This is a genomic window from Actinoplanes subtropicus (assembly GCF_000721705.1).
Taxonomy (GTDB): Bacteria; Actinomycetota; Actinomycetes; order Mycobacteriales; family Micromonosporaceae; genus Actinoplanes; species Actinoplanes subtropicus.
In genome coordinates, this window is record NZ_JOJL01000016.1 from 208,490 (window position 1) to 232,897 (window position 24,408).

The 24,408-nt window shown below is 70.3% G+C and carries 26 protein-coding genes; 21 read left to right on the top strand and 5 right to left on the bottom strand.

Features of this window, described 5'->3' with window-relative positions; genetic code table 11:
- Together IH26_RS0122625 and IH26_RS0122630 are read right to left on the bottom strand one after the other, a co-directional pair.
- Positions 1 to 363, bottom strand: coding sequence for a hypothetical protein (locus tag IH26_RS0122625; RefSeq protein WP_030438230.1), 363 nt, complete (start codon positions 361 to 363; stop codon positions 1 to 3).
- Between the two features lies 1 nt (position 364).
- Positions 365 to 664: a hypothetical protein gene (locus IH26_RS0122630; protein ID WP_030438231.1), complete on the bottom strand. Its 300-nt coding sequence runs from the start codon at positions 662 to 664 to the stop codon at positions 365 to 367.
- Positions 665 to 1,023: 359 nt separating this feature from the next.
- Between IH26_RS0122630 and folP the strand changes: the two genes are divergently transcribed.
- From folP to IH26_RS0122665, 7 genes are all read left to right on the top strand, one after another.
- Complete coding sequence (gene folP / locus IH26_RS0122635) at positions 1,024 to 1,833, top strand: dihydropteroate synthase (RefSeq protein ID WP_157437334.1); 810 nt, start codon at positions 1,024 to 1,026, stop codon at positions 1,831 to 1,833.
- Positions 1,834 to 1,838: 5 nt separating this feature from the next.
- Complete coding sequence (folB, locus tag IH26_RS0122640; protein ID WP_030438233.1) at positions 1,839 to 2,201, top strand: dihydroneopterin aldolase; 363 nt, start codon at positions 1,839 to 1,841, stop codon at positions 2,199 to 2,201.
- 34 nt (positions 2,202 to 2,235) lie between these two features.
- A complete protein-coding gene (folK, locus tag IH26_RS0122645; protein WP_030438234.1) occupies positions 2,236 to 2,763 on the top strand; it encodes a 2-amino-4-hydroxy-6-hydroxymethyldihydropteridine diphosphokinase in 528 nt (175 codons plus the stop codon).
- Positions 2,760 to 3,275: a DUF3180 domain-containing protein gene (locus IH26_RS0122650; RefSeq protein ID WP_030438235.1), complete on the top strand. Its 516-nt coding sequence runs from the start codon at positions 2,760 to 2,762 to the stop codon at positions 3,273 to 3,275. Before folK ends, IH26_RS0122650 begins: the two co-directional genes overlap by 4 nt.
- A gap of 177 nt (positions 3,276 to 3,452) precedes the next feature.
- Complete coding sequence (locus tag IH26_RS53820; RefSeq protein ID WP_051808395.1) at positions 3,453 to 4,673, top strand: ABC transporter permease; 1,221 nt, start codon at positions 3,453 to 3,455, stop codon at positions 4,671 to 4,673.
- Positions 4,674 to 4,702: 29 nt separating this feature from the next.
- Positions 4,703 to 5,005, top strand: coding sequence for a hypothetical protein (locus tag IH26_RS0122660; protein ID WP_245665406.1), 303 nt, complete (start codon positions 4,703 to 4,705; stop codon positions 5,003 to 5,005).
- A 62-nt stretch (positions 5,006 to 5,067) separates the two neighbouring features.
- A complete protein-coding gene (locus tag IH26_RS0122665) occupies positions 5,068 to 5,559 on the top strand; it encodes a hypothetical protein (protein ID WP_030438237.1) in 492 nt (163 codons plus the stop codon).
- A gap of 22 nt (positions 5,560 to 5,581) precedes the next feature.
- Here the strand turns inward: IH26_RS0122665 and IH26_RS0122670 are convergent, their stop codons facing one another.
- Positions 5,582 to 6,589 carry an ABC transporter ATP-binding protein gene (locus IH26_RS0122670; RefSeq protein ID WP_051808396.1) on the bottom strand — a complete coding sequence of 336 codons (1,008 nt, stop codon included), beginning with the start codon at positions 6,587 to 6,589 and terminating at the stop codon, positions 5,582 to 5,584.
- A gap of 2 nt (positions 6,590 to 6,591) precedes the next feature.
- On the opposite strand from IH26_RS0122670, the gene IH26_RS0122675 reads away from it, so the two are divergent.
- From IH26_RS0122675 to IH26_RS0122690, 4 genes are all read left to right on the top strand, one after another.
- Entirely contained in the window at positions 6,592 to 7,311 is a 720-nt protein-coding gene (locus IH26_RS0122675; protein ID WP_051808397.1) for an ABC transporter permease, read from the top strand.
- On the top strand, positions 7,308 to 8,021 hold the full coding sequence (locus IH26_RS0122680; RefSeq protein WP_030438240.1) for an ABC transporter permease: 714 nt from the start codon (positions 7,308 to 7,310) through the stop codon (positions 8,019 to 8,021). The genes IH26_RS0122675 and IH26_RS0122680 overlap by 4 nt, the downstream gene beginning before the upstream one ends.
- A 139-nt stretch (positions 8,022 to 8,160) precedes the next feature.
- On the top strand, positions 8,161 to 9,153 hold the full coding sequence (locus IH26_RS0122685; protein ID WP_034215827.1) for a glycine betaine ABC transporter substrate-binding protein: 993 nt from the start codon (positions 8,161 to 8,163) through the stop codon (positions 9,151 to 9,153).
- Between the two features lie 109 nt (positions 9,154 to 9,262).
- The gene (locus IH26_RS0122690) at positions 9,263 to 10,636 is read left to right on the top strand and encodes a hypothetical protein (protein ID WP_030438242.1); all 1,374 of its coding nucleotides are present in this window, start codon (positions 9,263 to 9,265) and stop codon (positions 10,634 to 10,636) included.
- A gap of 5 nt (positions 10,637 to 10,641) precedes the next feature.
- On the opposite strand, the gene IH26_RS0122695 is transcribed toward IH26_RS0122690, so the two are convergent.
- Positions 10,642 to 11,766 carry an NADH-quinone oxidoreductase subunit D gene (locus IH26_RS0122695; protein ID WP_030438243.1) on the bottom strand — a complete coding sequence of 375 codons (1,125 nt, stop codon included), beginning with the start codon at positions 11,764 to 11,766 and terminating at the stop codon, positions 10,642 to 10,644.
- A 17-nt stretch (positions 11,767 to 11,783) separates the two neighbouring features.
- Positions 11,784 to 12,740 (bottom strand): SAM-dependent methyltransferase, encoded by a 957-nt coding sequence (locus IH26_RS0122700; RefSeq protein WP_084599007.1) that lies wholly within the window; start codon positions 12,738 to 12,740, stop codon positions 11,784 to 11,786.
- A gap of 140 nt (positions 12,741 to 12,880) precedes the next feature.
- On the opposite strand from IH26_RS0122700, the gene IH26_RS0122705 reads away from it, so the two are divergent.
- The 10 genes from IH26_RS0122705 (at position 12,881) to IH26_RS0122750 (ending at position 24,360) form a co-directional block, all read left to right on the top strand.
- The gene (locus IH26_RS0122705; RefSeq protein ID WP_051808398.1) at positions 12,881 to 13,747 is read left to right on the top strand and encodes a Rossmann-like and DUF2520 domain-containing protein; all 867 of its coding nucleotides are present in this window, start codon (positions 12,881 to 12,883) and stop codon (positions 13,745 to 13,747) included.
- Complete coding sequence (gene panC, locus IH26_RS0122710; protein ID WP_030438246.1) at positions 13,744 to 14,577, top strand: pantoate--beta-alanine ligase; 834 nt, start codon at positions 13,744 to 13,746, stop codon at positions 14,575 to 14,577. The genes IH26_RS0122705 and panC overlap by 4 nt, the downstream gene beginning before the upstream one ends.
- A complete protein-coding gene (gene panD / locus IH26_RS0122715) occupies positions 14,577 to 15,002 on the top strand; it encodes an aspartate 1-decarboxylase (protein WP_030438247.1) in 426 nt (141 codons plus the stop codon). The genes panC and panD overlap by 1 nt, the downstream gene beginning before the upstream one ends.
- Before the next feature lie 260 nt (positions 15,003 to 15,262).
- A complete protein-coding gene (locus IH26_RS0122720) occupies positions 15,263 to 16,141 on the top strand; it encodes a septum formation family protein (protein WP_169789797.1) in 879 nt (292 codons plus the stop codon).
- Positions 16,142 to 16,204: 63 nt separating this feature from the next.
- Positions 16,205 to 17,851: an L-aspartate oxidase gene (locus tag IH26_RS0122725; RefSeq protein ID WP_030438249.1), complete on the top strand. Its 1,647-nt coding sequence runs from the start codon at positions 16,205 to 16,207 to the stop codon at positions 17,849 to 17,851.
- Positions 17,848 to 18,693 (top strand): carboxylating nicotinate-nucleotide diphosphorylase, encoded by an 846-nt coding sequence (nadC, locus tag IH26_RS0122730; RefSeq protein WP_030438250.1) that lies wholly within the window; start codon positions 17,848 to 17,850, stop codon positions 18,691 to 18,693. The genes IH26_RS0122725 and nadC overlap by 4 nt, the downstream gene beginning before the upstream one ends.
- The gene (locus IH26_RS0122735) at positions 18,694 to 19,452 is read left to right on the top strand and encodes a type III pantothenate kinase (protein ID WP_030438251.1); all 759 of its coding nucleotides are present in this window, start codon (positions 18,694 to 18,696) and stop codon (positions 19,450 to 19,452) included. It abuts the gene before it with no gap.
- A 59-nt stretch (positions 19,453 to 19,511) separates the two neighbouring features.
- Complete coding sequence (lysS, locus tag IH26_RS0122740; RefSeq protein WP_030438252.1) at positions 19,512 to 21,020, top strand: lysine--tRNA ligase; 1,509 nt, start codon at positions 19,512 to 19,514, stop codon at positions 21,018 to 21,020.
- 89 nt (positions 21,021 to 21,109) lie between these two features.
- Positions 21,110 to 21,466, top strand: a complete 357-nt coding sequence (locus IH26_RS0122745; protein WP_030438253.1) for a histone-like nucleoid-structuring protein Lsr2 — start codon at positions 21,110 to 21,112, stop codon at positions 21,464 to 21,466.
- A gap of 371 nt (positions 21,467 to 21,837) precedes the next feature.
- Positions 21,838 to 24,360 (top strand): ATP-dependent Clp protease ATP-binding subunit, encoded by a 2,523-nt coding sequence (locus tag IH26_RS0122750; protein ID WP_030438254.1) that lies wholly within the window; start codon positions 21,838 to 21,840, stop codon positions 24,358 to 24,360.
- Positions 24,361 to 24,408 lie beyond the last annotated feature (48 nt).

Below are 24,408 nucleotides of genomic sequence, written 5' to 3' on the forward strand. Positions count from 1 at the left end.
TCATACCAACTCCTCCCGAACCCGGATACGAGTGGCGACAAGTCTCGGATCGCGCTGTTCCACGGCCGGCTCTCGCGTGCGCCGCCAGTCGGTCAGCGCCGTGCGGATGACGACCCGGGCGGGCCGGTCGGGGTCGACGTGCCGGAACACGTAGGACGTGGTGACCATGGCGAGGGCGATCTCCCACGCCGGGAAGGGGTCGAAGTCGAACGTGATCAGGTAGTGCCCGAGCCAGAACAGGGGTACCAGCGCGACGAACATGCCGTACTGCGCGTACGGCAGGTGGACGGGCAGGGTGTAGCCGGGCGGACCCAGATAGACCAAGCGCGCCCGGTAGATGTCGTCGTCGGTTCGGAGCCGCATCTCAGTTTTTGAACATCAGAGAGATGAGGAAGTCGCCGAGGAAGAACAGGGTCGCCGCGCCCGCGATGAACGCGAGGCCGACGATCGCGATCGCCGAGCTGGTGAGGACTTTGGAGATCTCACCGCGGCTGGCTCGCCCGATGAAGATCACGCCCAGCACGGCCAGGAGGATCGGCGCGATGTTGCTGGCGAAGAAAGTGACGATGCCCTGAGTGTTGATGCCCTTTGGCTGTTGGGGTGCGGCCAGGATGCCCTGCTGCAACACTGTCACGACGTGCGTGGCGAGTTCAGTGGCGATCATTGGTAAACCTCCCCGCGTCCGGTTAGGGGGGTCCGGACACGTCGCAGTTGTGAAGCCGCACGGCGACGCCCATATCGTGCTACTTCCAGCTCACCACGTCGAGTGAGCCGTTCGGGCACTGCCATGCTCGTCTGCTCTCTTCGGTTCGATGATGCCCAGATCCGAAGAGTACGGCGGGTACTTCTTGGCTACAAGCGGCTCATTCGTTACGCAAGGTAAACGCGTGCGTGAAAATGAGTCACCGGACATCGTACATACGTGCCACAACCCGCCCGTCCTACCCTCGTTGCGTGACGACTCAGCCAAGGGATGCGCAGCTCACGGGCGGGGAAACAAGCCGCCGAGATCACCCGGTCGTGATGGGAATCCTCAACGTCACTCCCGATTCCTTCTCGGACGGCGGGCGGTACACCGACGTGGACACCGCGGTCGAGCACGGCGTCGAGTTGTACCGGGCCGGCGCCGGCATCGTGGACATCGGGGGCGAGTCCACCAGACCGGGAGCGGAGCGGGTGGACGCGGAGACCGAGATCGCCCGGGTCGTCCCAGTGATCACCGGGCTGGCCGCGGCGGGCGTGCCGATGAGCATCGACACCACCCGGGCCGCGGTCGCCGAGGCGGCGCTGGCGGCCGGCGCCACCGCGATCAACGATGTCTCCGGCGGTCTCGCCGACCGGGCGATGGCCGCCGTGGCCCGCGACGCCGGCTGCCCGTGGATCCTGATGCACTGGCGGGGCCATTCCCGGGACATGAACAAATTGGCCGTGTACCACGATGTGGTCGCCGAGGTGCGCGACGAACTGCTCGAGCGGGTCGGCGAGGCGGTCGCCGCGGGTGTCGACCCGGGCCGGATCATCATCGATCCGGGCCTGGGCTTCGCCAAGAACGCCGAGCACAACTGGCAGCTCACCCGCCACCTCGACGTACTCGTCGACCTGGGTTTTCCGGTCTTGTTCGCGGCCAGCCGGAAGACCTATCTCGGCCGGTTGCTGGCCGGCCCGGACGGCAACCCGCGCCCGGTCGACGAGCGCGAGGCTGCCACCCTGGCCACCTCGGTGCTCGCCGTGGCGGCCGGCGCCTGGGGCGTACGCGTGCACGACGTCCGCGGAACCGCCGACGCCCTCGCCGTCTGGCGCGCCTCCGGCGCCCCCCGATTGAGTAAGAGGTGACGTTCGTGAACGGTCGGATCGCGCTGCGCGGGCTCAAGGCGCGCGGTTTCCACGGGGTCTTCGACTTCGAGCGGGAGCAGGGTCAGGATTTCGTGGTGGACGTGCTGCTCGAGCTCGACCTGGCCAAGGCGGCCGCCACCGACGACGTGGCGGACACCGTCCACTACGGGGAACTGGCCGAGCGGCTGGTCGCGGTGATCACCGGCGAACCGGTCAACCTGATCGAGACGCTGGCCGACCGGCTGCTGGCGGTCTGCCTGGCCGACGAGCGGGTCGCGGCGGCCGAGGTCACCGTCCACAAGCCGCAGGCGCCGATCCCGCACGACTTCGCCGACGTGGCCGTCACGCTGCGGGGAGGCCGGTCGTGAGCCGGGTGTCCGGCACGTTGCGGCGGGTCCGGTCGTGAGCCGGGCGGTGCTGTCGATCGGCAGCAACCTCGGCGACCGGTACCAGCACCTGCAGCTGGCCGTCCGGCTGCTCGGCGAGAGCGTGGTGCTGGTCTCCGGCATCTACGAGACGCCGCCGTGGGGCGACACCGACCAGCCCGCCTATCTGAACGCCGCGGTGCTGGCGGTGGACCCGGCCGCCGCCCCGCGGGACTGGCTCGACCGGGCGCGCGCGTGCGAGACCGCGGCCGGCCGGGTCCGCGACCCGGAGCGCCGGTTCGGCCCCCGCACCCTGGACGTCGACGTGATCGCGGTCTGGGACGCCGACGACCAGCCGGTGCTCGTCGACGACGCGGAGCTGACCCTGCCGCACCCCCGGGCGCACCAGCGGGCGTTCGTGCTCCGCCCGTGGATCGACATCCAGCCGTACGGGCGGCTGCCCGGCCACGGCTGGCTGACCGACCTGCTCAACGATCCCGCCCTCGCCGCCGACCTCGCGGGGATGACCCCCCGCCCGGATCTGCCGTTAGAGTTCAAGGCGTGAGCAATCCGCAGGCGCCCAAGTCGGACCCGTCGCTGCGGCCGACCAGCATCTCGGTGCTGGTCGTCGCCGGGCTGGCCGCCGCGGCGCTGGGCTGGCTGCTGATCAGCTTCTCCTACGGCTCGCTGCCCGACCTGCCGTGGTCGCCGGTGATCGTGCTGGTCGTGCTGGCCATCGCCGAGGCCCTGCTCGCGCAGAACACCAGCGCCCGCATCCAGCGCAAACCCGGCACGATGCGGGTCGATCCGCTCGCCGTGGCCCGGTACGTCGCGCTGGCCAAGGCCTCCTCGCTGGTCGGGGCGATCTCCACGGGCTTCTCGGCCGGGCTGGTGATCTACCTGGCGATGGAGTCGACCCAGGCGGCGCACGACGACCTGCCCAAGGCCGTGGGCAGCCTGGTCGCCGCGCTCGCCCTGGTCGGGGCCGCGCTCTGGCTCGAGCGGGCCTGCCGGGTGCCGGAAAAACCCGACGCCAAGGACGAGGACGACTCGGACCGCCCGAGCGGCCGCCGGTAGATTGTCGTCAATGGCAAGCGTCGATGCGCCGGGGGCTACCGCCCGTCGTTGATCCGGCACGATTTCGGCCTTGAACTGTGACCGAGCACTATCCGTATGCTTCGGAGCACGAGCATGCGTGCTCGCGCTTGGCGTGCGTCTCGGCCGCACGGAGACGCACATGAGGAGGCACGGACGATGGCGTACGACGAGACGACCTTCCGTCGGACCGGCGAGCAGCCGGCCGATCCGGCCGCCTACCGAGCGAACACGCTGGCCACGGCCGAGCAGCGCCGTCAGGAGTTCGCCGACTCGGGCGAGATCTCCTCGACCGACCTGCGCCGCGACGACGACGGCCGCGACCGGCTGGGCATCCACCTCGGCTGGGAGGTCGTGCTCCTGCTGGCCGCCGCCGCGTTCGGCTTCCTGCTCTGGCGGCTCGACCCGAACGCGCTCAAGCGGCCCGGCCTGGACAATTTGCTGGTCAACGGCGCCGCGATCGGCCTGCTCACGCTCGGTGCCGGGCTCAGCCTGCGGGCCGGCGTGCCCAATGTCGCGCTGGGCCCGATCGCCCTGGCGGCCGCCCTCCAGTACGCGACGCAGGGCGACGAGGGCCTGGTCAAGGCCGCGGTCCCGGCGCTGATCATCGCGGCGGCCGGCGCGATCGTGGTCGGCCTGGTCGTGGTGGTGCTGCACGTGCCGGGCTGGGCGGCGACCCTCGGGGCCGCGTTCGGCGTCATCGTCTTCGATCAGCTCAGCAGTCACCCGATCGTGGTGCAGGGCCGGTACGACCCGACCCACCAGGCGTTCTTCCTGTTCGGCGGGTTCGCGTTGCTGGCCGTGCTGGGCGGCGCCCTGGGCACGGTCACCCCGGTCCGTCGCTGGCTGGGCAGCATGCGGCCGTACGGCGATCCGGCCCGCCGACGCGGTGGCGTGGTGATCGCGCCGGTGATGATCGCGCTGGTCGTCTCCTCGGTCTTCGCGGTCGGCGCCGGCATCCTGATGTCCGCCCAGTCGGCCAAGCCGATCGTGCCGGGCACCGGCCTGGAGTGGAGCGGCATCGCGCTCGGCCTCGCCATGCTCGCCGGCACCAGCGCGTACGGCCGGCGCGGCGGAATCTTCGGCACGCTGTTCGCGGTCGCGGCGATGACGCTCTACCTGGACTGGTCCGGCCGCAAGGGGCTGGACATCGCGCTGTTCGCCACCGCGGCCTGCGTCTTCGGTGGCGGCCTGATCGTCACCCGGCTGGTCGAGACCTACGGGCGGCCGCTGCTGCCGAGTGTCGGCGAAGACTGGAACGCCGCGCCGACGACCGCCGCCGCGAACTGGACGCCCGACCTGGAGAGCTGGACCCCGGCCAGCACCGCGGCGGCCCGCACCGACCGCTGGGACGAGGGACCCTGGGGATCCACCCGATAGCCGATCCGGGCGGTCCTATGCTTGCCGTCATGACCACCCCGAGCTTCGCCGAACTGGACGCCCTGCCCACCGAGGAGCTGCGCGAGCGAGCGTTCGCCGTGGCGCGCAAGCACCACGACATCAAGTTCTTCTGGACCGTGTCCAAGCACCTGCCCGACTCGGACGACGTCGGCGAGCTCGACGGCGCGCCCAACTCGATCGGCCCGATCATCGACGAGTACGTGGCGCTCTGGCGGGAGTTCCGCGGCAAGGGTGGCTACGCGGAGCACGGGTACGGCGAGTCGGAGCCGCTCCTGCGCGCCGCGTTCATCGACTACCTCCAAACGCACTGATCCACTAGCGTCGTTTGACGGAGCCAGTTTGAGGGGCCAGCCATTCCGGGAAATACCGGCGCATGGCTCTCGGCAATCGCTTCAAGTCGGCACCCGGTGCGGGCACAATGGCCGCGCTCATACTGGTTCTCGTATTCGGCAGCACCTGGTACGCGAACTGGGTATCCCACAACACCAACCCCAACACCGCCGGCGGCTGGTGGCTCCGGCTGCTCGCCTGGCCGCACTGGACGTTCAACTCCAGCGACTCGCTCCGTGAGATCCTCGTGGCCGACCTGCGGGCGATTCTCGTGGTCGTGTTCACCGCGCTGTTCCTCTACCTGCTGCCCGGCTCGCAACTGGCCCGGGCGCGCGGCACCATCAGCCAGTTCTTCGCGGGCTGGGCGTCGTACATCTTCGCCGGCGGCTTCGCGGCGCTGGTCACCACACTGTTCCTGAAGAACCCGTCGATGCTCGGCGCGTTCCAATCGGCCGGCAGCGGCGCCACCTATGGCCTGTTCGTCGGCTGGCTCGTCGGCCTGGCGACGCTCGGCGGCTATCGAGGCACCAGATAGACCCACCGGAGGCGACGCGATCTCAGCGCGTCGCCTCCGCTTCGGGCACTTCGAAGATTGACGTACGCGTGACCACTCCCACGTTCTTGCCCTCCTCGACGACCACGACCTCCGGGGCGTCACTCGCCAGCATCACCGCCAGCGCGTCGTAGAGCGTCCCCTCGGCGTCCACGGTCGGCCCACCCGTCTTGGTGGCGGCCGACTCGATCGCCACCATCGCCCGACGCAGCGGGGTGACCGCGAGCCGCCGGATGCCCCGGTCGGCGCCGACGAAGTCGCTCACCGCGGCCGACTCGGGATTGGCCAGCAGCTCGGCGGGCGGCGCGTACTGCAACAGCCTGCCGCCCTCGGCCAGCACCGCGATCCGGTCGCCCAGCCGTACCGCCTCGTCGATGTCGTGGGTGACCAGCACGATCGTCTTGCGCACGGTGGCCTGCAGGCGCAGGAACTCCTCCTGCAGGCGGCCGCGGGCGATCGGGTCGACCGCCGAGAAGGGCTCGTCCATCAGCAGCACCAGCGGGTCGGCGGCGAGCGCCCGGGCCACCCCGACGCGCTGCCGCTGGCCGCCGGAGAGCTCGTGCGGGTAGCGCTTGGCGTACCGGGACGGGTCGAGGCCGACCAGGTCGAGCAGCTCGTCGGCGCGCTCGGTGATCCGTTTGGAGTCCCAGCCGAGCAGGCGCGGGACGGTGCCGATGTTGGTCCGGATGTTCTGGTGCGGGAACAGGCCGACGTTCTGGATCACGTAGCCGATGTGCCGGCGCAGCTCGACCGGGTTGCGCTCGAGGATGTTCTGCCCGTCGATGAGGATCCGGCCGTGGGTCGGCTCGATCAGCCGGTTGATCATGCGGAGGATGGTGGACTTTCCGCAACCCGACGGCCCGATCAGCACGGTCAGCTCGCCGGCGCGCACGTCGAGGCTGAAGTCGCCGACCGCGACCGTGCCGTCCGGGTACGTCTTGCCGATGTCCTCCAGCGTGATCGACGCGGCGCTCCGGGCGGGCCCGGTCCCCTTGATCGCGGTAGCGTCCACCTATGTCCTTCCTGTCGCCGGCGACGGCGCCCGTGCCGCTGGCCGCACCCGCGGGTGACGGGCCGGGAAATCCGTGGTTCTCCTGGCAGTACGTCCAGGACAACGCGGACACCATCATGAGCAAGCTCGGCTTCCACATCGGGATCACCCTGGAGACCGTGGTGATCGCGTTGCTGGTCGCGGTGCCGCTCGCCGTCCTCGCGTACTGGATCAGACCGTTGACCGGCCCGATTCTTGCACTCTCCGGCGTGCTGTACACGATTCCGTCGCTGGCGTTGCTCGCGCTGCTGGCCCCGCTGCTCGGCGCGACCAGCCGGGTGACGGTATTGATCGCACTGGTGCTCTACGCCCTGCTGCTCGTGATCCGCAACGCGCTGACCGGCCTCACCGAGGTGCCGGCCGACGTCAAGGACGCCGCGGCCGGCATGGGGTACGGGCGATTCGGCCGGCTCTGGCACGTCGAGCTGCCGCTGGCGCTGCCCGCCATCGTGATCGGCCTGCGGCTGGCCACGGTCTCCACCGTGGCCTTGGTCACCATCGGCGCCATCATCGGCCAAGGCGGCCTCGGCGACCTGATCCTGGGCGGCTTCGCGAACAACTTCTACCGTGCCGAGATCGTCACCGGCACGGTGCTCTGCGTCGTCCTGGCGCTGGTCCTCGACCTGGCCCTGGTCGGCGTCGGCCGGGTGCTGACCCCGTGGAGCCGGAGGCGTACCTCATGAGCTACTTCCGGGACGGCATCGTCTGGCTCAACGACCCGTTGAACTGGACCAATCCGGGCGGCCTGCTCGACCGGCTCCAGGAACACCTGGTGATCACGTTCTGGGCGGTGCTGATCGCCTGCGTGGTCGGGCTGCCGCTGGGCATCTGGCTCGGCCACCGCGGCCGGGGCGGCGGCCTGGTGGTCACCGTGGCCAATCTCACCCGGGCGATTCCGACGCTCGCCCTGCTCACGATCCTCCCGCTGACCGCGATCGGCTTCGGCAAGCTGCCGGTCATCCTGGCGCTCGCCGTGTTCGCGGTGCCTCCGCTGCTGGCGAACGCGTACGTCGGGCTGCGCTCGGTCGACCCCGAGACCAAGGAGGCGGCGATCGGGATGGGCCTCTCCGGCGGCCAGTTGCTGCGCAGCGTCGAGCTTCCGCTGTCGGTCCCGTACCTGGCCGCCGGGCTGCGGACCGCGGTCGTGCAGGTGGTCGCGACCGCCACGCTCGCAACACTTGTCAACGGCGGCGGCCTCGGAACGATCATCTCGGCCGGGTTCGGACTCGGCATCAGCCGCGGTGGCGCCCAGATCGTGGCCGGCGGCATCGCTGTGGTGCTCCTCGCACTTCTCGCCGAGGGACTGTTCGCGGGGATAGAACGCCTGGTCACGCCCCGTCCGCTGCGTTCCGCCCGGCGGCGCCGCCGGGGCCGGGCGGCGACGACCGCGTAACAGACCAGCATCTTTCCGCGATGTTGTCATACCCACCGGGTAGACCTAGGCCTGCATACAAACGGGCAACGCACTTCGGCTGCCCGTCGGACACGCGGCACGGCCCCGACGGTCGTGCCGGGACACAGAAGGCGGCAGTATGCGTCGACACTTGCTCCTGATGGCCACCAGCGCCACAGCGGCCATCGTCACTCTCGCCGGCTGTGGCAGCGCCGGCTCCTCCGGTACGCAGGCGCCACCCTCGTCGGCTGCGGGCGCGGGCTGTGCCCCGGTCGCCGGCAACGGCCTGGTGGTGCTCACCGACGACAAGAACCTGCAGAACACCGACAACGTCATCCCCGCGATCAACAAGAAGGCGTCGTCGCCGCAGCTGATCGCCGCGCTCGACAAGGTGTCCGCGGCGCTCGACACGACCAAGCTCATCGCGCTGAACAAGGCGGTCGACATCGACCGCAAGTCCTCCAAGGCCGCGGCGACCGAGTTCATCACCACCAACAACCTGACCGCGGGCCTGGCGAAAGGCTCCGGCAACATCACCGTCGGCGCGGCGAACTTCAGTGAGTCCGCCACCCTCGGCGAGATCTACGGCCAGGTGCTGACCGCGGCCGGCTTCCAGGTCAAGGTGCAGCAGATCGGCAACCGCGAGCTCTACGAGCCCGCGCTGGAAAAGGGTTCCCTCTCGGTCGTGCCGGAGTATGCGGCCACCCTCGCCACGTTCCTCCAGGGCAAGGTCGACAAGAACGGCAAGGACCCGTCCTCGTCCGACCTGACCACCACGGTGACCAACCTGCAGGCGCTGGGCGACAAGGTCGGCCTGGTCTTCGGGCAGGCGTCGCAGGCGCAGGACCAGAACGCCTTCGCCGTCACCACCGCGTTCGCCGACAAGTACGGCGTGAAGACGCTGTCCGACCTGGCCGCCAAGTGCTCCGGCGCGGCGACCGTGCTGGGCGGCCCGGCGGAGTGCCCGCAGCGGCCGAAGTGCCAGCAGGGCCTGGTCGACGTCTACAAGTTCCAGGCCGGCAAGTTCGCCACCCTGGACGCCGGCGGCCCGCTCACCAAGACGGCCCTCAAGCAGGGCACGATCAGCGTGGGCCTGGTCTTCAGCTCGGACGGCGCGCTGGCCGCGGGGTGACCTTTTTCACCCTCATTTGGCCGATTGTGGGATGAGCGCCGGGTTTCCACCCCGGAGCCCGGCGCTTCCCCGTTTCAATCTTGGCGTCCGCTCGGTAGCATCGGCGCCCATGCCGGATGGGGACGACGAGACGGGACGCAGCTCGCGACTGCTCCGCGGCCTGATCTGGGCGGGCGTGCTGCTCGCCCCGCTGGCCGCGGCCGTCGTGCTGCTGGGGCAGAGCTCGGGCGCGGTGCGCTTCGCCGTGCTGCTGATCGCGGTGAGCGTGGTGCTGATCGGCGCGTCGGTGCTGATCCGCAACGACCCGGTGCTCCAGCGCATGCACGTCGAGGACCGGGTCTCCGAGGAGATCGAGGGCCTACGCCGCGACCTGCGAGCCGAGTTCGGCCGCGGCGCGTCCGGCGCCCCCCAATCCGACAATTCCGGATTTTTCCGGGATGCCGGGCGACCGGCCGACGACCCCTTTCCGGCCGCCCCGCGCCGCATGCCCGACCCCGGCTTCGCCAGCGGCGGCCGAGCGGCAGTCCCGGCCCCGGCTCCCGCTGCGGCTGCAGTGGCCGTCGCAGCAGTCCGCCCGCCCGGCCCCGGCCCGCACGCCGGCCCCGGTTTCGGCCCTGGTCCGCATCTCGGTTCCGATCCCGAGTTCGACGAGCCGTCCTTCGGAGGCCGCCGCGAGCCCGGCATGACTTCCGGCCCTCGTCCCGTCGCCGCCTCGGCGTCGATCCCGGCGCCGCGCGGGGCGGCCGCCGTGCCCGCTCCTTCTTCGCCGGCCGTGCAGCGCGCCTCGGCCTCGGTCCGGCCCGGCGGCGGGCAGTACGGGCGCACGGGTTCGCCGGGCGCCGACTTCAGCGGAAGCAACGGGTATGCCGCGGCGCGGGTTGGCGGCACCTATGGTTCCCCGCGGGTCGTCCCTCCCGCCCCGAACGGCTTCGGCGACGGCTCCGCCGCCAATGGTTACGGCGGCCGCCCGGGCGATGGCCAAGCCCAGCCCAACGGAATCTACGGCGCCCCGAACGGCCACGAGCCGTCGAACGGCTACGAGCCGCCCGACGACGGCTACGAGTCGCCGAACGGCTACGAGTCGTCAGACGGCTTCGCGCCCTCGAACGGCTACGACTCGCCGAACGGCTACCAATCGCCGAACGGATACGACCAGTCGAACCACTACGAACCGTCGAACGGCTACGACCCGTCGAACGACTACGCCCCCGTGAACGAATACGGATCGGCGAACGGCTACCACGACGACGGCTACGGCGACTACTCGCACCTGGACCATGATGTGGCCGGCTACGGCCTCGGCGGCGGCTACGACGGCCCACAGGCGCCCGGCGACCCGGCTTACAAGGCCCGCCGCCACCGCCCCTCGGCCAACGACACCAACGTGGGCACCCTGGCCGACTTCGCCGCCTACCCCGGCTGGTCCGACGAGCCGCAGCCCGACGAGCGCTACGTGCAGGGGTACGGCCCGCGCAGGCGCTGACCGGCTTACTTGTCGATGTCGCCCACGACGAAGAACATCGACCCCAGGATCGCGATCAGATCCGGCACCAGGCACCCCGGGATCAGCGTCGCCAGCGCCTGCACGTTCGCGTAGGAGGCCGTCCGCAACTTCAATCGCCACGGCGTCTTCTCGCCCCGGGACACCAAGTAGTACCCGTTCACCCCCAGCGGGTTCTCGGTCCACGCGTACGTGTGCCCCTCCGGCGCCTTCACCACCTTCGGCAGCCGCACGTTGACCGGCCCGGAGATCTGGTCCACCCGGTCGAGGCACTCCTCGGCGAGGTCCAGCGACACGTACGCCTGGTCGAGCAGCACCTCGAAGCGCGAGTGACAGTCCCCGGCCTTCTTCGTGATGACCGGAACCTCGAGCTGGTCGTACGCCAGGTACGGCTCGTCCCGGCGCAGGTCGAAGTCGAGCCCGCTGGCCCGTGCCACCGGCCCGGAAGCGCCGTAGGCGGCCGCCTGTGCCGCCGTGAGCACCCCGACCCCGACCGTACGGGCCAGGAAGATGTCGTTGCGGCGGATCAGGTTGTCCAGGTCGGGCAGTCGCTTGCGGACCGTCGCGATCGCCTGCCGGGCCCGCCTGGTCCAGCCGGCCGGCACCTCCTCCTTGAGGCCGCCGACCCGGTTGAACATGTAGTGCATCCGCCCGCCGGTGGCCTCCTCGAGCACCGCCTGCAGCGTCTCCCGCTCGCGGAACGCGTAGAACATCGGGGTGATCGCACCGATCTCCAGCGGGTAGGAGCCGAGGAACATCAGGTGGTTGAGCACCCGGTTCATCTCGGCCAGCGCGGTGCGCAGCCAGATCGCCCGCTCGGGCACCTCGATGCCCATCAGCCGCTCGACCGCGAGCACCACGCCCAGTTCGTTGGCGAACGCGGACAGCCAGTCGTGCCGGTTGGCCAGCATGATGATCTGCCGGTAGTCGCGCACCTCGAACAGCTTCTCGGCGCCGCGGTGCATGTACCCGACGATCGGCTCGCAGGCGACCACCCGCTCGCCGTCCAGGGTGAGCTTGAGCCGCAGCACGCCGTGCGTGGACGGGTGCTGGGGCCCGATGTTGAGCACCATGTCGGCGGTGTCGAGCCCGGCGCCGGTCCCGACCGTCATCTCCCGCAGCGCATCCGTCACCTGAGCATGCTCCCACGCCCGTCCAGCCTGATCCGGTGCAGCAGCCACCAATGTCCGCCGAGCCCGGCCGGGTCGATCAGCTCGGCGGCCGCACCGGCCGCGGCGAGCGCTCGCAGGTACCCCGCCGGGTCGCTGCGGGCCAGATCCAAGGGTGGTCGCGCGCCGTCGATCCCGAGCGCCTTCAGCGCCGTCCGCTGACTGACGATTTCGTACGGTACGCCGGCCGCCCCAGCCGCAGCGTCGATGGCCACATGGGCGGTCACATCGCAGCTTCCGTCCGGGACCGGCGGCACCTGACGGCCGCCCCGGTAGCCGGTGAGTGTGCCCAGAGCGGGTCGTTCGTCACGCAGGTGCCCGTAATCGACCGCGAGCGCGCACCCGCGCCGCACACAACCCACAGCGTCGGCCCAGGCGGTGTCCCGCGGCCAGCCGATCTCGGCCCGGCCCGGCCCCGGCCACCAGCGGCTCAGCCAGAACAGGTCGGCCGCGTCCGGCGGGCCGCCCAGCGTCTCCTTGCCGGTCGCCGGGTCGACCAGCACCAGCCGCAGCCGCCCGTGGTCGTCCAGGTCGGCGACGTCGAGCGGCACGTTGTCCAGCCACTCCGTGGCGACCAGCAGCCCGACCAGGCCGTCCGGCACCGCCGGCCGCCAGGCGATCGCCGGATCGAGCCCGGCCGGTCGCGGCGCGACCTCGACGGCGGTCATCCGGACCCGCTCGGCCAGGCCGGCCGGCAGCAGCGCGCGCAGGGTCGCGAGCAGCTCGCCGCGGCCCGCCCCCACATCGACCAGGTCGAACGTCTCCGGGAGCCCGAGCGCGGCGTCGACCCGCTCGACCAGCCGCAGCAGGGCCCCGGCGAACAGCGGCGAAGCGTGCACACTTGTCCGGAAATGCTGGGACGGACCGCCCCCACCCCCGGCGAAGAACCCGCCCGGCCCGTAGAGCCCGGCAGCCATCGCGGCACGCCACCCCGTCACACCCGACACCATAGGCCCCACCGTGCGGTGCAGTTCTTCACACGGTGTTGTCACGGGCCTGTTACGGCGGCGCATACTTCACCCCGACCGGTACCCCGTCTCGAGGACTGGATCTTGATATGAGTGCAGTGCATCCTCTCAGCGTCGGCGTCATCGGCGCCGGCCGGGTCGGAGCCGTGCTGGGCGCCGCTCTCGTCGCCGCCGGCCATCATGTGGTCGCCGCGGCGGCCGTCTCCGCCGCCTCCCGCGACCGGGCGCACCGCCTGTTGCCGGGGGCCGCGACCCTTCCGGCCGACGAGGTCGCCCGCGTCGCCGACGATCTCCTGCTGCTGGCCGTCCCCGACGACGCGCTCGGCTCGGTGGTCGCCGGCCTGGCCGCCACCGGCGCGCTGCGTCCCGGCCAGATCGTGGCGCACACCTCGGGAGCTCATGGACTCGCCGTTCTGGGCGATGTGCATGGCATGGCCCTGCACCCCGCGATGACCTTCACGGGCGCCGACGCGGATCTCGACCGGCTGCCCGGCATCGCCTGGGGCGTGACCACCCGGGACCGCGCCTTCGCCACCCGGCTGGTCGCCGACCTCGGCGGTGTCCCTGAGTGGATCGCCGAGGACGCCCGCCCGCTCTACCACGCGGCGCTCGCCCACGGCGCGAACCACCTGGTCACCCTCGTCGACGAGGCGGCCGACCTGCTGCGCGCGGCCGGCGTCGAGCAGCCGCGCCGGGTGCTCGAGCCGCTGCTGTCGGCCGCGCTCGACAACGCGCTGCGGCTCGGCGACGCCGCCCTGACCGGCCCGGTCTCCCGCGGCGACGCCGGCACCGTCGGCAAGCACCTGGACCGCCTCCCGCATGAGTCACTCCCGGCCTATTTGGCGCTGGCCCGCCGGACCGCCGACCGCGCCATCGCCGCCGGCCGCCTTCGCCCCCAGGACGCCGCCCCGCTGATGGACGTCCTCGCCCGCGCCGCCGTAGGGAGCGCTCGGTGACCGCGCTGATCCATACCCGAGCCGAGCTGGCGGCGGCCGTCGCCGGAGCGCCCGATCAGGTAGCCGTGGTGATGACCATGGGAGCGCTGCATGAGGGCCACCGCACGCTGATGCGGGCCGCTCGCGAGCGCTCGCAGTTCGTGTTGGTGACGATCTTCGTGAACCCGCTGCAGTTCGGGCCGAACGAGGACTTCGACAAATACCCGCGCACCCTCGAAACCGACCTCGAGGCCTGCCGCGCCGAGGGCGTGAGTGTGGTGTGGGCCCCCAGCCGGGAGGACGTCTACCCAGGCGGGGCGCCGTCGATCACGATGAACGCCGGCCCGCTCGGCGAGATCATCGAGGGCGCGAGCCGGCCCGGGCACTTCGCCGGCATGCTCACGGTCGTCGAGAAGCTCCTGATGCTCACCCGGGCCGACGTGGCGTTCTACGGCGAGAAGGACTTCCAGCAGCTGGCCCTGATCCGCCGGATGGTCCGCGACCTGGAGCTGGGCGTCGAGATCGTCGGCGTGCCGACCGTGCGCGAGCCGGACGGCCTGGCCCTCTCCAGCCGCAACCGCTACCTCTCGGCCGACGAGCGGTCGGCCGCGCTCGCCCTCTCCCGGGCACTGCGCGAGGGCGCCACCCACACCGACCCCGAGGCGGTCCAGGCCACCGCGACCAAAATTCTCCAAGAAGAGCCGGCCGTACGCGTCGACTACCTCGCCCTGACCGGCCCCGACCTGGGCCCGGCCCCCGACGAGGGTCCGGCGCGCCTGCTGGTGGCCGCCAAGGTCGGCGCCACCCGACTGATCGACAACGTCCCGCTCCACCTCGCGAAGGGCCGCTGATGCTGCGCACCATGCTCAAGTCCAAGATCCACCGGGCCACCGTGACCCAGGCCGACCTACACTACGTCGGCTCGGTGACGGTCGACCTCGACCTGATGGAGGAGGCCGACCTGCTGGCCGGCGAGCAGGTCGCGATCGTGGACGTCACCAACGGCGCCCGGCTCGAGACATACGTGATCCCGGGCGAGCGCGGCTCCGGCGTGATCGGCATCAACGGCGCCGCCGCCCACCTGATCCACCCCGGCGACCTGGTCATCCTGATCGCCTACGGCCAGATGGACGACGCCGAGGCGCGCGCCTACCAGCCCCGGGTCGTGCACGTGAACGCCGACAACGAAATCATCGACCTGGGCACCGACCCGGCCGCCGCGGCCGACGGCATGGCCGGCGACCTGGTCCGCGGCGATCTCACGCTCGCGGTTTGAGGCCTGTCCCGTCGCTCCCACGTGACCGGCGGGACGGCCCCTGACCCACCACCTCACGCGAGAGTCGCGTCCACGGCCTTGCGCGGCAGCCAGGCCGCGTGGTGAGGCGGGGGCGGCCGCGATCGGCGATGCCCCGCCTCCCGTACGGAAAAATGGTTTTTGGGCTTCTCCTCGGTTTTTATCGCCATATGCTCGGGCAAGCAGGCGAAAATGGGGGGTAGCTGGGCGTGGGACACCGGGCGGGGATCCGGCTGGGGATCATGGCTGCCTGCCTGACGCTGCTCACGGCGTGCGGGATGCCCGGTGGAGTCGACGGCGACCTCACCAACGGGTGGAGCGCGATGGAGCCGGCCACCGGGTTCGAGCCGACCGCCGGGACCTGCCATGGGGCCAATTTCGATCCGATCGGGCCGCGCGCGACCTACGAGGAGATCGACTGCAAGCTGCGGCATCGCACCGAGACCGTGTACGTCGGCACCTACGACTCGCCGGTCGCGGAGGCCGACGAGCCCCCGGCCGACGGATCCGCCGGCGCCAAGGCCGCCTACCGGGTCTGCGACGAGCAGGCCACCACCTACCTCGGCGGCCAGTGGCGCACCGCGCGCATCTGGATCGGCGTCACCCACCCCAGCAAGGCGGCCTGGAGCGGCGGCGCCCGCTGGTTCCGCTGCGAGGCGCTCGAACTCAGCTCGGTGGAGGACGACGGCGCCGTGGTCCAGCGGGTCGGCACGCTGCAGAATGTGCTCGCCGACGGCTCCTCCGACCTCCTGCTGGGCTGCTACGCGGTGGCGATGGACAGCTCCGGGGCGATCGCGAACATGCCGGGGGTGGCCTGCTCGGCCAAGCACAACGCGGAGTTCGTCGGCATCTGGTACGCGAAGAACCTGGACTACCCGAAGGACGACAAGGGCTGGCGCACCTTCCACGACGGCTGCCGCACGCTGGTCGCGTCCTACGTCAACGTCCCGAACGACAAAGACCTTCAATATCGTACGGGTGTGATCTCGCTCCCGGGCAGCTCCGACGTGTGGGCGCTGGGCGATTACGGCGTGCGCTGCTACCTGTGGCTGGACGGCGCCGACCTGACCTCGACGCTCAAGGGCAAGGGCGCCAAGAGCCTGCCCATCCAGTACAAGTAACGGCCACCACTCCGATGCCGCCCCCGCGTGACGAGCGCCGCGGTGGCGGAGTCTACTGAGCAGATGTCACTTCTGGCCGATCTACCGGAGCTGCCGCGCCGGCTCGCCGCCGCCGAGCCGGGTTGGAGCGAGACCACCGACGTGCTGGTCGTGGGCTCCGGCATCGCGGGCCTGACCGCCGCGCTGCACCTGCGGGAACAGGGCTTGCACGTCACAGTGGTGACGAAGGTGAACATCGACGACGGCTCCACGCGGTGGGCGCAGGGCGGGATAGCGGCCGTGCTCGACCCGCTGGACACCCCGGCCGCGCACGCCAACGACACCGAGATCGCCGGCGTCGGGCTGTGCGACCCGGCCGCCGTGCGGGTGCTGGTCGAGGAGGGGCCGGCCCGGGTGCGTGAGCTGATCCGGCTGGGCGCCGAGTTCGACCGCCACCCGGACGGCTCGCTGATGCTGACCCGCGAGGGCGGCCACCGCGCCGACCGGATAGTGCACGCCGGCGGCGACGCGACCGGCGCCGAGGTGCAGCGCGCCCTGCACGAGGCGGTCCGCCGCGACCCGTGGATCCGGCTGGTCGAGCACGCGCTCGTGCTGGACCTGCTGCGCAGCGCCGACGGCCGGGCCTGCGGGCTCACCCTGCACGTGCTCGGCGAGGGCGCGGAGGACGGCGTCGGCGCGATCCTGGCCCGCGCGGTGGTACTGGCCACCGGCGGGATGGGCCAGATCTACTCGTCCACCACGAACCCGTCGGTCTCCACCGGCGACGGCGTCGCGCTCGCCATGCGGGCCGGGGCGACCGTCACCGACGTCGAGTTCGTGCAGTTCCACCCGACCTCGTTCGTGAGCGCCGCGGTCACCTCGGTGCAGCGGACGCTGATCTCCGAGGCGCTCCGCGGCGAGGGCGCCCACCTGGTCGACGAGTCCGGCAAGCGGTTCATGGTCGGGCAGCACGAGCTGGCCGAGCTGGCCCCGCGCGACGTGGTGGCCAAGGGCATCCACCGGGTACTGCTGGCCACCGGCGCCGACCACGTCTATCTGGACGCCCGGCACCTGGGCGGCGAGTTCCTCGAGCACCGGTTCCCGACGATCGTGGCGGCCACCCGGGCGGCCGGCGTCGACCCGGCCGTCGAGCTGATCCCGGTCGCCCCGGCCGCGCACTACGCCTCCGGCGGCGTCCGCACCGACCTGCACGGCCGGACTACTATCCCCGGCCTGTACGCGTGCGGCGAGGTGGCCTGCACCGGCGTGCACGGCGCCAACCGGCTGGCCAGCAACTCGCTGCTGGAGGGCCTGGTCTTCGCGAAGCGGATCGCCGGCGACATCGCCCGGGAGCTGCCGCCGCAGGCCGAGCCGTCTTTCCCAAGCGAAGGGCCGGCCTGGGTGGCCGACCCGGCGATCCGGGGTGAGCTGCAGCGGGCGATGACCCGCGGCGCGGGCGTGCTGCGCTCGGCCGAGTCGCTGGCCGGCACCGCCAAGGAGCTGGTCCGGCTGGCCGGGCTGCGCACCACCCCGCGCAACGCGGCCTGGGAGGCGACGAACCTGCTGACGGTCGCTTCGGCGCTGGTCGCTTCGGCGTCGACCCGGCGCGAGACGCGGGGCTGCCACTGGCGGGAGGACTTCCCGGTGGCCGAGGACGAGTGGCGCGGTCACCTGCTCAACGGCCTGTCCGGCAAGGGCGCGCTGACGCAGAGCTTCGAGGAGATGTCGTGAGTCTTGATCTGGATGAGGTACGGCGGATCGTCTACACCGCCCTCGGCGAGGACCTCGGCGATCCGCCCCGGGACGTGACCAGCGAGGCCACGATCCCGGCCACCCAGATGGACACGGCCGAGCTGGTGGCCCGGGCCGACGGAGTGGTGGCGGGGCTGCCGGTGGCGCTGGAGGTCTTCGCGGCCACCTCGGGCGGCACGGCGAGCTTTTCGCCGCGCGTGGCGGAAGGAGATCGGGTACGCCGCGGCGATGTGCTCGCGGTGGTGACAGGCCCTACCCGGGCGTTGCTGACCGCCGAGCGTACGGCGCTGAACCTGCTCTGCCGGATGTCGGGCGTGGCCACCCATACCCGGAAGTGGGCCGATGCTCTGGCCGGCACGAAGGCGACCGTGCTCGACACCCGCAAGACCACCCCGGGGCTGCGGCATCTGGAGAAGTACGCGGTGCGTTGTGGCGGGGGAACGAACAAGCGGATGGGCCTCTACGACGTCGCCATGATCAAGGACAACCACAAGCTCGCGGCGGGGAGTATTACGGCGGCTTTCGAGCTGGTTGTTCGGAAATTTCCGGATATTCCCGTGCAGGTGGAGGTGACCACGCTGGCCGAGGCATGGGAGGCCGTGGAGGCGGGGGCGACATTCCTCCTCTGCGACAACATGACGCCGTCCTTGCTCGGTGACGTGGTGGCGGCCGTCGGAGATCGGGCCGAGCTCGAGGCCACGGGTAATCTCACCTTGGCCACTGTGGAGGCCTACGCGGCGACCGGGGTCGACTACCTGTCGGTGGGTGGGCTGACGCACTCGTCGCCGATCCTCGACATCGCCATGGACCTGAGGCCTTAGATGCTGCTCTGTATCGACATCGGTAACACGAACACCGTTCTCGCGACCTTCGACGGCGACAAGCTCGTGCACAACTGGCGGGTCAAGACCGACTCCCGCAACACCGCCGACGAGCTCGGGCTGATGTTCCGCGGCCTGCTCGCCGGCGACAACGTGGAGATCACCGGGGTGGCCGCCTGCTCGACGGTGCCGGCCGCGCTGCGCAGCCTGCGCACCATGCTCGGGCGTTACTACGGCGAGCTGCCCAACGTGGTCGTCGAGCCGGGCGTGAAGACCGGCGTGCAGCTGGCCATCGACAACCCGAAGGAGGTGGGCGCCGACCGGGTGGTCAACACGCTGGCCGCGCACGCCCTCTACGGCGGCCCGTCGATCGTGGTCGACTTCGGCACCACCACCAACTTCGACGTGATCAGCGCGAAGGGCGAGTTCCTCGGCGGGGCGTTCGCGCCGGGCATCGAGATCTCGTTCGACGCGCTCGCCGCCCGGGCCGCCCAGCTGCGCAAGGTGGAGCCGGCGCAGCCGCGCTCGGTGATCGGTAAGAACACCGTCGAGTGCCTGCAGTCGGGCATGTACTACGGCTTCGCCGGTCAGGTCGACCGGATCGTCGAGCGGATGATCGAGGAAATCGGCCCGGTGAAGGCCGTGATCGCCACCGGCGGGCTGGCCGGCCTGGTCAAGGACGAGTGCCGGACGCTGACCGTGCACGAGCCGATGATCACGCTGATCGGGCTGCGGATGGTATATGAGCGGAACGTCTGAGGGCCGCTCAGTAGGCTAGGGCGCTGTCGTTGTCAGATTTCCCACCAGAGAGTCGTGCCGTGACCGAGCAGAATGTGCCGCCCACCGACGCCACCGAGGACCTGCCCGAGCAGATGCGGGTCCGGCGGGCCAAGCGGGAGCGGTTCCTCGCCGAGGGCATCCCGCCGTACCCGGTCAACCTGCCGCGCACCGCGACGCTGAAGGAGATCCGGGAGAGGTACGCCGAGCTGCCGACCGACACCGCGAGCGGCGACTCGGTCTCGATCACCGGCCGGGTGATCTTCATCCGGAACGGCGGCAAGCTGTGTTTCGCCACCCTGCGCGACGGCGACGGCACCGAGCTGCAGGCCATGCTCTCCCTGGACAAGGTGGGGGAGCAGGCGCTGACCGACTGGAAGCACCTGATCGACCTGGGCGACCTGGTCGGGATCACCGGCGAGGTGATCACCAGCCGGCGGGGTGAGCTCTCCGTGCTCGCCGACTCCTGGGCGATCAGCGCCAAGGCGCTGCGCCCGCTGCCGGTCGCGCACAAGCCGCTCTCCGAGGAGACCCGGATCCGGCAGCGGTACGTCGACCTGATCGTCCGGCCGCAGGCCCGGGAGACCGTTCGCGCCCGGGCCACCGTGGTGCGCAGCCTGCGCGAGTCGCTGTTCCGCCGCAATTTCCTCGAGGTGGAAACACCAATGCTGCAGTTGCTGCACGGCGGGGCGGCGGCCCGCCCGTTTGTGACGCACAGCAACGCGCTCGACACGGATCTCTATCTACGGATCGCTCCGGAACTATTTCTGAAGCGGGCCGTGGTCGGCGGCATCGAGCGGGTCTTCGAGATCAACCGGAACTTCCGCAATGAGGGCATGGACTCCAGTCACTCACCGGAGTTCGCCATGCTCGAGGCGTACCAGGCGTACGCCGACTACAACGTGATGCAGCAGCAGGTTCAGGAGTGGATTCAGGAAGCCGCGTTCGCGGTCGCCGGATCATACGTGGTGACCCACTACGACGGCACCGAGTGGGACTTCGGCGGCCAGTGGCGCTCGGTGACCCTGTTCGGGTCGCTCTCCGAGGCGCTCGGCGAAGAAGTCACCGTGATGACCGATCGGGCAGCACTCGAGAGTTATGCGGAAAAGCATGACCTTTCGGTCGACCCGAAGTGGAGCAACGGGAAGCTGGCCGAAGAGCTCTTCGAGCACCTGGTCGTCGGCTCGCTTCAGCAGCCCACATTTGTACGGGATTATCCGGAAGAGACCGCGCCGCTCACCCGCGCGCACCGGGAAACCCCGGGCCTCACCGAGAAGTGGGACCTGTACGTCAACGGCTTCGAGCTGGCCACCGCGTATTCCGAGTTGGTGGACCCGGTGGTGCAGCGCGAACGGCTGGTCGCCCAGTCGGTGCTGGCCGCCGGCGGCGATCCGGACGCCATGCAGCTGGACGAGGATTTCCTGCGCGCCATGGAGTACGGAATGCCGCCGACCGGCGGGATGGGAATGGGAATCGACCGGCTGTTGATGGCGCTGACCGGGCTCGGCATTCGGGAAACGATCCTGTTCCCGTTGGTCCGGCCCGAGTAATATTCGACCCGCCATTGACGGATACTGCCGCCCTGGCGTTATTGTCTTGTCCGTTGCGGGAGAACCTGTGTTCGGGAGGATAGCGGCGCGTGGCCAAGCAGATCATTCACAAGCTGGTCGATGACCTCGACGGCGGTGACGCCGAGGAGACCGTCAAGTTCGCGCTCGACGGCATTCAGTACGAGATCGACCTCTCGGAGAAGAACGCCGCTAAATTGCGGGACGTCTTCGCCCAGTACGTCAGTGCCGGCTCTCGTGTCGCCCGGGGTGGTGTGGTCGTGGGGGGCCGGGCCGCACGCGGCCGCGGCGGCGCGACCGCGGACCGGGAGCAGAACAAGGCGATCCGGGAGTGGGCCAAGAAGTCCGGCAAGGAGATCTCCGACCGGGGGCGCATCCCCCAGGAGATCGTCGACGAGTTCCACTCGAAGGGCCCCGGAAGGGGTTGAGGGTAGGCGTACGTCACAGGGGCCCGTCACGCTCGGCGTGACGGGCCCCTGTGAGCTTTCTCAGGTGATCTTCGGGCCGGATACGTAGAGTTATCCACAGGTGTGGAGCGGGTTGTCCACAGGCTGTGGACGCACGTCCCACGGCGATTTCGCTGTCCGCGTACTCGTTCGGGTGGGGGAACAGCCGTTGAGCGTGCGAAGTTGGCTAAATCAACGTTGCGGACGGTTTCGCGGGGCCACGAGGGCCCAGCAGAACCCCCGGGCGGCGATAGAGTTACAGCACGGGCATCACCGATGCCCGTGCGCTGGCCCCGCCAGCTGTTGAGACAGGCGCTCAGCATTGGCGCACGGCACGTGAGGAGCACGAGGGCATGTTCGAGCGGTTCACCGACCGAGCGCGACGGGTTGTCGTCCTGGCCCAAGAAGAGGCCCGGATGCTCAACCACAATTACATCGGGACCGAGCACATCCTGCTCGGCCTGATCCACGAGGGCGAGGGTGTCGCCGCCAAGGCTCTCGAGAGCCTGGGTATCTCGTTGGAGGGCGTCCGGCAACAGGTCGAAGAGATCATCGGCCAGGGTCAGCAGGCGCCGAGCGGGCACATCCCGTTCACGCCGCGGGCGAAGAAGGTGCTGGAGCTCTCGCTGCGCGAGGCTCTCCAGCTGGGTCACAACTACATCGGAACCGAGCACATCCTGCTCGGCCTGATCCGCGAGGGCGAGGGCGTCGCCGCCCAGGTGCTGGTCAAGCTCGGTGCCGACCTCAACCGGGTCCGCCAGCAGGTCATCCAGCTGCTCTCGGGCTACCAGGGCAAGGAGCCGGCCGCGGCCGGCGCCGCGGCGGGCGAGGCCGCTCCGTCCACGTCGCTGGTGCTCGACCAGTTCGGGCGCAACCTGACCCAGGCCGCCCGCGAGGGCAAGCTCGACCCGGTCATCGGCCGGGAAAAGGAAATCGAGCGGGTCATGCAGGTTCTCTCCCGCCGTACCAAGAACAATCCGGTGCTCATCGGCGAGCCCGGTGTCGGCAAGACCGCCGTCGTCGAGGGACTGTCCCAGTCGATCGTCAAGGGCGAGGTGCCCGAGACGCTCAAGGACAAGCAGCTGTACACGCTCGACCTGGGCGCGCTGGTCGCCGGTTCCCGGTACCGCGGTGACTTCGAGGAGCGCCTGAAGAAGGTGCTGAAGGAGATCCGCACCCGCGGCGACATCATCCTGTTCATCGACGAGATCCACACCCTGGTGGGCGCGGGCGCGGCCGAGGGCGCGATCGACGCGGCGAGCATCCTCAAGCCGATGCTGGCCCGCGGCGAGCTGCAGACCATCGGCGCGACCACCCTGGACGAGTACCGCAAGCACCTGGAGAAGGACGCCGCGCTCGAGCGCCGCTTCCAGCCCATCCAGGTCGGCGAGCCGTCCCTGGCGCACACCATCGAGATCCTCAAGGGTCTCCGCGACCGCTACGAGGCGCACCACCGGATCAGCATCACCGACGCCGCCCTCGTGGCCGCCGCGACGCTGGCCGACCGGTACATCTCGGACCGCTTCCTGCCGGACAAGGCGATCGACCTGATCGACGAGGCCGGCGCCCGGATGCGGATCCGCCGGATGACCGCGCCGCCGGACCTGCGCGACTTCGACGAGCGCATCGCCCAGGTGCGTCGCGACAAGGAGTCCGCGATCGACGCGCAGGACTTCGAGCGCGCCGCCCAGCTGCGCGACAAGGAGAAGCAGCTGCTCGGCCAGAAGGCGCAGCGCGAGCGGGAGTGGAAGGCCGGCGACCTGGACGTCGTGTCCGAGGTCGACGACGAGCAGATCGCCGAGGTCCTGGGCAACTGGACCGGCATCCCGGTGTACAAGCTCACCGAGGAGGAGACGTCCCGTCTGCTCCGCATGGAGGACGAGCTGCACAAGCGGGTCATCGGCCAGGAGGACGCGGTCAAGGCGGTTTCCAAGGCGATCCGCCGTACCCGGGCCGGCCTGAAGGACCCGAAGCGCCCGTCCGGCTCGTTCATCTTCGCCGGCCCGTCCGGCGTCGGTAAGACCGAGCTGTCCAAGGCGCTGGCCGAGTTCCTGTTCGGCTCCGAGGACGCGCTGATCCAGCTGGACATGTCCGAGTTCCACGACCGGTACACGGTGTCCCGCCTGGTCGGTGCCCCTCCCGGCTACGTCGGCTACGACGAGGGCGGCCAGCTCACCGAGAAGGTGCGGCGGAAGCCGTTCTCGGTGGTCCTGTTCGACGAGATCGAGAAGGCCCACCCGGACGTCTTCAACACGCTGCTGCAGATCCTGGAGGACGGCCGCCTGACCGACGGCCAGGGCCGGATCGTGGACTTCAAGAACACGGTCATCATCCTGACCACCAACCTCGGCACCCGGGACGTGGCGAAGGCGGTGTCGCTGGGCTTCCAGGCCTCGGAGGACACCGAGAGCAACTACGACCGGATGAAGGTCAAGGTCAACGACGAGCTGAAGCAGCACTTCCGCCCGGAGTTCCTGAACCGTATCGACGACACGATCGTGTTCCACCAGCTCCGGCAGGACGAGATCCTGCAGATCGTCGACATCTTCACCTCGCGCATCGAGGGCCAGCTCAAGAACAAGGACATGGGCCTCGAGCTGACCGACAACGCGAAGAAGTACCTGGCGAACAAGGGCTTCGACCCGGTGCTGGGCGCCCGGCCGCTGCGGCGGACGATCCAGCGCGATCTGGAGGACAGCCTGTCCGAGCAGATCCTCTTCAACGAGCTGCGCCCCGGCCAGATCGTGGTGGTGGACTGCGAGGGTGACCCGGCGAACGTCGAGAAGTCGAAGCTGAGCTTCCGCGGCGCCGACCGGGGGGTCTCGGTGCCGGACGCGGTGCCCGCCGACCTCGGAGCTGCCTCCAACGAGGAGTAACGGCGCTCGCTCTAGGCGAGAGCTGCGCTCTAGGCGATCCCTGTCCAC